Origin of the sequence: Roseobacter sp. (genome assembly GCF_024639605.1) — a bacterium.
Lineage (GTDB): Bacteria > Pseudomonadota > Alphaproteobacteria > Rhodobacterales > Rhodobacteraceae > Roseobacter.
Genome location: NZ_JAHEHZ010000158.1, coordinates 1 through 7,110 on the forward strand (window position 1 = coordinate 1; position 7,110 = coordinate 7,110).

Genomic DNA, 7,110 nt, shown 5'->3' on the forward strand with positions numbered 1-7,110 from the left:
ATGCGAAAACGACCGCTGGTTCTGCATTGGTGTCCCTCATTAAGGAAGTTATCGGAATAAGCGTTACTGTTGATGTGGCGGAGCCCGGTGGCGTGGTCCGGTCCGAGGGTAAGGCCGTGCGAATCATAGACCGCCGCAGCACCTGAAAAAGAGGTGCTGCTTCCGGGCGTCATCGCACGCCCGGGATGTTCGGAAGTTTTCTCCTGAAGAGTTATAATCTGAAGTAGTATTTTTCTTCTGCATACATAAATGTCTGAATATAATATCTAAATTCGAACCTACATACGCATACGTACTTATTCATCCACCTACTGAACGCACAGTGTTTGTTTCTCACAGAAGCTCAATACACAGGGGATTGATTTCACTGTTTCTGTGGCTTCCCATCCGGTCAGTGCACCGCGCGGAGGCGACCTTGCCCGGGAAGGTCGCTCCTCCGGTGTGCCGTTTGCATACCCCTCCGGGCATCTCGTAATTTCCTGCGCTTTGCCTCTCCCGGCACGCGCGCTATCCTTGTTGTGACGCCGGCCCGGGAGGCCGCGCTCTATGGGAGGAACCCGATGAAACAGTTTCTGACAACCACCGCCGCTGCCCTGATGATCGCAGGCGTGGCAATTGCGGATGGCCACCGCACCGAAGCGCCCGAAGGGGCGACAGTTTATATCATCTCGCCCGCCGACGGGGCGACGGTGTCGAATCCGGTGACGCTGGTCTTTGGCCTCAGGGGGATGGGCGTGGCGCCTGCGGGCACTGACGTGGATGATACAGGCCACCACCACCTGCTGATCAACACTGACCCCGGGGACGTTGATATGAACGAAGCGCTGCCGGCCACGGATCAGATCGTGCATTTCGGCGGTGGTCAGACCCAGGTGACCAGGGAGCTGCCCGCCGGCACGCATACACTTCGCCTGTTGCTCGGCGATATGGGCCACGTGCCGCACGACCCGCCGGTGATGAGCGAAGCAATCACGGTGACTGTGGAATAAGCACCTGCGCCATCCCCCCCGGGGTGGCGCATCATACCCCTGGCGCGAAGACCAGGCGGTCTGCCGCATCCGGGCTGACGATCACTGCCGCAAGACAAGCGGCGCCCGCCGGCTCAGGCGAAAGCCCCCTGACAAAACCACCCCGACGACATCAGGTGTCCGTGTCCGTAAAAGAGCCAGAGCCGCTGGCCGTCTTCGGTTTCGGTCACCCAGTAATCGCGCACGCCGCTGCGCCAGTTCGGGTCATCCAGCCACCATTCAGGTGAGATCCGTTCCGGCCCGATGGCCCGGTGGCGCGTCAGCGTCTGTCCCCGCCAGCGAAAGACCTGTGGCACCCGCGGGACATCCGGGGCGTGCACCGGCTCCGGCTGCCACAGCAGCAGGGGGCGCGGGGTGCGCGCCGCGGGCCAGTCTTCCTTCCAGGGGTTTGACCAGGCCGCCGCCAGCACCTTGCTGGTCTTTTCAGGGATATGACTTCTGGCCGGATGCAGCCGCGTGATCTGCTCCATGCCAACCCGCGCCCCGATCCGCCCGATCAGGTCATCCACCGCGGTATTGGCGGCCAGACGTTTGTTCACCACATGACCCGCTTCGAGATGGCCCACGGCGCTGCGGCTGTGAATGGGCTCAGTCTGCACCGCCTCTATCCGCAGCATATCGATGCCGAACCCCGCATCGATGCTGCCGAGCTTTAACGCCAGCAGGGGACGGATGCGCGCCGGATCGCGTGAGGGCCGCGCCAGACCGACCTCGACCGACTGGATATCGTGGTCACTGCGAAAGGCCTGGAGCCGGACCCGCCGGGCGCCGCGCCCCTTGTCCTTCAGGCTTTCGCACAGACGAGGCAGCAAACGGTCAATGCCGGCCAGAATATCATCCTCAAGCCCGATTGGGTCAGGCAGGGTCAGGCGCACGGCAAAATGATCCGGCGGCTTTGCCGGCGAGACAGGTTCCGGCGCCGAGCCCATCGCCTGATCCATGCGCATCACCAGCCCACGCCCGAAACGGCGCGCAAGGCTCGCACGCGGCTGCCCCAGCAGATCGCCCACCCGGCGCAGCCCCAGACGCGCAAGCTCCACCACCAGGTCCGCATCCAGCCGCAGGGCCGCCACCGGCAGCGCGCTCAGCGCCGAGTAACTCTGGCCTGGCGCGGCAATCCGGTGCGTTGCCTGATCCGGTCCGGTTCTGATCACAGGCGCCACCCCGCCGCGGGTCCAGTGACGGCGCTTGCCCGCGCGCGACCGGGTGGCGCGGGCTTCCTGATCAATCGCATCGCCGGAACGATAGGCCCCTGCACTCTGCCCGGCAAAACGGGCCAGCGCCCAGGCCGCCCCGCGGGTATCGGCAAGCCCCATCTGCACAGCAAGACCAAGATCGTTGCAATCCTGCTGAACCACTTCCAGCAGCGCTTCCTCACCGCCGAAAAGATGCGCGCAGCCGGTCAGATCCACCACCAGTCCGTCGCTGGCCTCGGTCGCGACCCAGGGGCTGAACTTGCCGGCCCAGCGTTGCAGCACCGCCAGAAACGCCGCTTCACCCTGCACCGAGCGGGCCCGGGTGATCAGCCCCTCGCACATGGCATGGGCATCGCGCACCGGCTGACCGCTGCGCAGGCCAAAGCCCTGAGCGGCCGTATTCAGCGATGTCAACACCTGCATATTGCCCTGCTCTTCGACCACAGCCAGCGGCACCGCATGCAGTTGCGGGTCCCGGCGCATCAGCCGGTCGGCCCCCATCCGCGGGAACCACAGGGATAAAATCCGTCGATCGGTCATTGTGGCAGCAAAGACGTTTCCGAAATTTGTTCTTCTTTTGTTCTTTTCAGAACTAGCGCGCGGAAACGCACGGGTCGAGTCTTTTGTCAGGTGCCGTAGCGCGCCATGAAGGTTTCAACCGCGCCATCGACCACCCGCGCGATTTCCTCCGGGCTGACGCTCTGCACCACGCCAAATATCAGCCGCGCCCAGACGGCCGCTTTGCACAGCTCACCGAACTGATCAGCCGCAAAGACAAAATCATCAATCTGCAGCTCGCCACGCCCCTGAGCCTCTTTGAAATACGCAGCCATCACCGACCGGAACACCGCAGGGCCGGAATCGTAAAACCGCTGCCCAAGCTCCGGGAACCGGTCGGATTCCGCAACACAGATCCGGAAAATCTGCTGGCCGAACTTCGAGGTCACAAAAGTCAGAAAATGCACGCCGGTCTGGCGCAGCACCGCGCGCGGCTCGGCCTGCATGTCGATGCTGTCGAGCGCGCCATGCGCCTGACGCTGGCATTCCCGGTTGGCCACTTCCATAAAAAGCAGCCGTTTGTCCGGGAAATAGCTGTAGAGCGTGGCCTTTGAGACATTGGCCACCCGCGCGATCTCATCCACGCTGGCTCCCTCGAACCCGTCCGCCATAAACACCCGACGCGCGCCGTCCAGCACCTGGTCAAATTTGCGTCCCTTGCGGATGGTCTCGGCGGTGTTGGTCATCGGGTCTCCGGCACTGATGTCACCACAGTATAAACCGAACGGTTCAGTTCCAAGCAGAATCGCGGATGACGTGTGGCAAAGTTGTCTTCAAAGTTGATTGTGCAGATGCGGAATCACCATTAAACCGGTCTGAAGCGGAGCATTTCCCATGCGATTTTCTTTTTCACGCAAACGTTTTTCTGACCTGAGCGAACAGGAGATTCTGGCGCTTGCGATTTCCTCGGAGGAAGACGACGCCCGTATATATCGCGGCTATGCCGAAAGTCTGCGGGCCGATTACCCCGACAGCGCGAAGGTCTTTGAGGGCATGGCCGCCGAAGAGGATACGCACCGAAAGCGGCTCATCGACCTGCACACGAAACGATTTGGCGATGTCATACCGCTCATCCGGCGCGAACATGTGGCAGGATATTACAACCGCCGCCCCGTCTGGCTTGTGGAAAACCTCGGCCTCGAGCGGATCCGCGCCGAAGCCGAAGCAATGGAACGCGAGGCAGAAGCTTTTTACCTCAAAGCCGCCGCCCGCACCTCCGACGCCTCGACCCGCAAGCTGCTGGGCGATCTGGCCGCCGCCGAGGCCGGCCACCAGAACACCGCCGAAGCACTCGAACAGAAACACCTCGGCGGCGACGCCCGGGATCGCGAAGAAGACGCGGCCAAGCGCCAGTTTATTCTCACCTGGGTGCAGCCTGGCCTTGCGGGCCTTATGGACGGATCGGTCTCGACGCTGGCGCCGATCTTTGCCACCGCCTTTGCCACGCAGGATACGTGGACCACGTTTCTGGTGGGCCTCGCAGCCTCGGTGGGCGCGGGCATTTCGATGGGTTTCACCGAAGCAGCCTCCGACGACGGGCAGCTTTCGGGCCGCGGCTCTCCCGTCAAACGCGGGATCGCCTCTGGTGTGATGACAACTGTGGGCGGGCTCGGCCACGCCCTGCCCTATCTGATCACCGACTTCCGGACGGCCACTGTCATCGCCATCATCGTGGTCTTTGTCGAGCTCTGGGCGATCGCCTGGATCCAGAATAAATTCATGGAAACCCCCTTCTTTCGTGCCGCTTTTCAGGTCGTACTGGGAGGCGCACTGGTCTTTGCCGCCGGGGTACTGATCGGGTCGGGTTGATCTTGACTCATGATCCGGGCACACCGGTTACATGATTGAAATCTTTCTCAAAACAGTACCTTTTTTTGCGCTGATCGGGCTGGGGTACTGGGCCGGGGCCACACGCTTTTTCACCGCAGAGGCCACGGCCTATCTGACAAAGTTCGTGTTCTATTTCGCCCTCTCGGCGATGATCTTCCGCTTTACGTCCAACCTCGAACTCTCAGACGTCTGGGACGGCAACCTCGTGCTGGGCTACCTCGCCGGGACCATCGCGGTCTATCTGCTTGCCACAATCGTTGCGATGCTGCGCAAACAAAGCCTTGAGGTCACCGCCGTCGAGGCGCAGTGCGCGGTAATCGGGAACGTGGGCTTTCTGGGCATCCCCATGCTGACCCTGCTGCTGGGCGAGGCCGCGATCGGCCCGGTAGTTATGACCGTCAGCATTGATCTCATTGTGTTTTCCGGTCTCATCGTGATTCTGATCACCCTCTCGCGCGAAGGCAGGCTCAGCATGCGCACCTTTGGCACGGTCGGTCTGGGGTTGGTGCGCAACCCGATGATCATGTCGGTGGTGGCCGGGCTGACATGGGCCGGGCTGCAACTGCCGGTCCCCGCGCCAATGAATGATTTCCTCACAATTCTCGGCGGTGCAGCAACGCCAGGGGCGCTCTTTGCCATCGGGGCGTCGCTCTCGGGAAAATCGGCAGAACGAATGCAGACCGCCGCCTGGCTCACATTCTGCAAACTCGGGCTGCACCCGCTTTTTGTCGCCTTTGGTGTGATCTGGCTCTTCCCGGTCGACCCCTATACCGCGACAGTAGTCATTTCCGCCGCCGCACTGCCGGTCGCCGGCAATGTCTATATTCTTGCGCAGCACTACGGCGTGGCACCACAGCGGGTCTCAACCGCTATTCTTGTCTCGACCATCGTCAGCATCCTGACCGTCAGCGGCATCATCGCAGCGCTTACCACCCCCTAAGGGACTTGCCCCGCCGCCGCCGAGGCTTTAGCCACAACCGCAAGCAGCGAGGGAGAACGCATATGGAAACCATCTCGGAAAATGCCTGTTTCGGCGGCACACAGGGGGTTTATACCCATGCCTCTGAGGCCTGCTCCTGCGACATGACCTTCGGGCTCTTCCTGCCCGCCGAAGCGCGTGACGGTCCGGTGCCACTCCTGTGGTTTCTCTCGGGCCTGACCTGCACCCATGAAAACGCGATGACCAAAGCAGGCGCGCAGTCATGGGCTGCCGAGCAGGGCATTGCGCTTGTTTTCCCCGACACCTCGCCGCGCGGCGAGGGTGTGGCAAATGACGACGCCTATGACCTGGGCCAGGGCGCGGGCTTTTACGTCAATGCCAGCCAGGATCCCTGGAAGCCGCACTATCAGATGTGGGACTACGTGACTGAAGAACTGCCCGCTCTGCTGGGTGATAACTTTGCTGTTGATATGGACCGCCAGGCGATCACCGGCCATTCGATGGGCGGACATGGTGCGCTGACCATTGCGATGTCCCTGCCGGGGCGCTTCCGTTCCGTTTCCGCTTTTGCGCCGATAGCGCACCCCACGGCCAGCGATTGGGGCCGTAAACAGTTCACCGCATATCTGGGCGAGGATGAAGCCGCCTGGGTCGCCCACGACGCCACCCTGCTGATGCGCGAGTATGGCTTTGACGGGCCTGTGCTCGTCGACACCGGCACCAGCGATCAGTTTATCGATCTGCTGAAACCCGAGAGCTTTGCCGAAGCTGTCAGCGCCCGCCGGCAACAGGCAACACTGCGCCTGCAGCCCGGATATGATCACAGCTATTTCTTTATCTCGACCTTTATGGAAGAGCACGTGGCCTTCCACGCCGACGCGCTCTACGCATGACGGCTCTCTACATCGACGCAGATGCCTGCCCGGTAAAGGCAGAGGCGGAAAAGGTCGCAACACGGCACGGAATTCGTATGTTTGTGGTCTCCAACGGGGGACTCCGACCGTCACAAAACCCGCTTGTAGAGACTGTTATGGTCGACGACGGACCGGATGTGGCGGATATGTGGATCGCGGAACGCTGCGGCCCCGGAGATGTGGTCGTGACGGGGGACATCCCGCTTGCCGCAAAATGCGTGGAGGCCGGCGCGAAAGTGCTCAAACACAATGGCGAGCCCCTGACACAGGCCAATATCGGCAACGTCCTGGCCACCCGCGATCTGATGGCTGATCTGCGCGCGGCGGATCCTTTCCGCCAGGGTGGGGGCAAGGGTTTCACCAAAGCTGACCGGTCGCGGTTTCTCGACGCGCTGGAACGTGCCTTGCGTGCAGCGCAGACCGCGCGCTAGTTTTGCGCAAAAAGGAGCGATCTGTGACAGATACCACCCCGAAAGCCGTTGTGTTCGACATCGGCAATGTCCTGATCGAATGGCAGCCCGAACGGTTTTACGATGCCGAAATCGGCGAAGAGCGTCGCCGCGCGATGTTTGCCGAAGTGGATCTGCACGGCATGAACGAACTGGTCGATCAGGGACACCCTTTTACCGAAACCATCTATGCCA

8 protein-coding genes and 1 pseudogene are annotated in these 7,110 nt (G+C 61.8%); 7 read left to right on the forward strand and 2 right to left on the reverse strand.

What is annotated here, in order from left to right; translation table 11 throughout:
* Nucleotides 1–29: 29 nt before the first annotated feature.
* The gene (locus tag Q0M35_RS15870) at nt 30–146 is read left to right on the forward strand and encodes a hypothetical protein (RefSeq protein ID WP_295317038.1); all 117 of its coding nucleotides are present in this window, start codon (nt 30–32) and stop codon (nt 144–146) included.
* Nucleotides 147–560: 414 nt separating this feature from the next.
* Nucleotides 561–989: a DUF4399 domain-containing protein gene (locus Q0M35_RS15875; protein ID WP_295317025.1), complete on the forward strand. Its 429-nt coding sequence runs from the start codon at nt 561–563 to the stop codon at nt 987–989.
* Between the two features lie 113 nt (nt 990–1,102).
* Here the strand turns inward: Q0M35_RS15875 and Q0M35_RS15880 are convergent, their stop codons facing one another.
* The gene (locus tag Q0M35_RS15880) at nt 1,103–2,764 is read right to left on the reverse strand and encodes a DNA polymerase Y family protein (protein ID WP_295317027.1); all 1,662 of its coding nucleotides are present in this window, start codon (nt 2,762–2,764) and stop codon (nt 1,103–1,105) included.
* 86 nt (nt 2,765–2,850) lie between these two features.
* Complete coding sequence (locus tag Q0M35_RS15885) at nt 2,851–3,468, reverse strand: TetR/AcrR family transcriptional regulator (RefSeq protein ID WP_295317029.1); 618 nt, start codon at nt 3,466–3,468, stop codon at nt 2,851–2,853.
* A gap of 148 nt (nt 3,469–3,616) precedes the next feature.
* Here Q0M35_RS15885 and mbfA point away from each other — a divergent pair, with 148 nt between their 5' ends.
* The 5 genes and pseudogenes from mbfA to Q0M35_RS15910 all read left to right on the forward strand — a co-directional run.
* Nucleotides 3,617–4,591 (forward strand): iron exporter MbfA, encoded by a 975-nt coding sequence (mbfA, locus tag Q0M35_RS15890; protein ID WP_295317031.1) that lies wholly within the window; start codon nt 3,617–3,619, stop codon nt 4,589–4,591.
* Between the two features lie 31 nt (nt 4,592–4,622).
* The gene (locus Q0M35_RS15895) at nt 4,623–5,552 is read left to right on the forward strand and encodes an AEC family transporter (RefSeq protein WP_295317034.1); all 930 of its coding nucleotides are present in this window, start codon (nt 4,623–4,625) and stop codon (nt 5,550–5,552) included.
* A 62-nt stretch (nt 5,553–5,614) separates the two neighbouring features.
* Complete coding sequence (gene fghA, locus Q0M35_RS15900; RefSeq protein WP_295317036.1) at nt 5,615–6,445, forward strand: S-formylglutathione hydrolase; 831 nt, start codon at nt 5,615–5,617, stop codon at nt 6,443–6,445.
* Nucleotides 6,442–6,897, forward strand: a complete 456-nt coding sequence (locus Q0M35_RS15905; RefSeq protein ID WP_295317037.1) for a YaiI/YqxD family protein — start codon at nt 6,442–6,444, stop codon at nt 6,895–6,897. The genes fghA and Q0M35_RS15905 overlap by 4 nt, the downstream gene beginning before the upstream one ends.
* A gap of 23 nt (nt 6,898–6,920) precedes the next feature.
* Nucleotides 6,921–7,110: pseudogene (locus tag Q0M35_RS15910) on the forward strand (HAD family phosphatase); the annotation flags it as partial.